At 58.5% G+C, this 248-nt stretch carries 1 pseudogene; it reads right to left on the reverse strand.

From position 1 onward, the window contains the following. Positions 1–198, reverse strand: a pseudogene (locus SB772_RS44205) (hypothetical protein); the annotation flags it as partial. Positions 199–248 lie beyond the last annotated feature (50 nt).

Raw genomic sequence — 248 nt, forward strand, 5'->3', positions numbered from 1 at the left:
CGCGTAGTTGTTGAGCGCGAGCGGGTCGTGCGGCGCGAGCGCGACGGCCCGCCGGGCTGCGTCATGAGGTCGCGCAAGATCGATGTCGGTCGGACGCAGCAACGCGAGGTTGACCCATGCCCGACTGTCGTTCGGATCGGCCGCAACGGCTTCTTCGAGAAGCCAATCGATCTCGCTTCTCTCAGAATTGATAAGCATCAAAGAGATTGCAAGATTGTTGCGAAGATTTGGAAACGTTTGGTCGATTG

This window comes from Paraburkholderia sp. SIMBA_030 (assembly GCF_046535245.1).
In the GTDB taxonomy this organism is placed as follows: domain Bacteria; phylum Pseudomonadota; class Gammaproteobacteria; order Burkholderiales; family Burkholderiaceae; genus Paraburkholderia.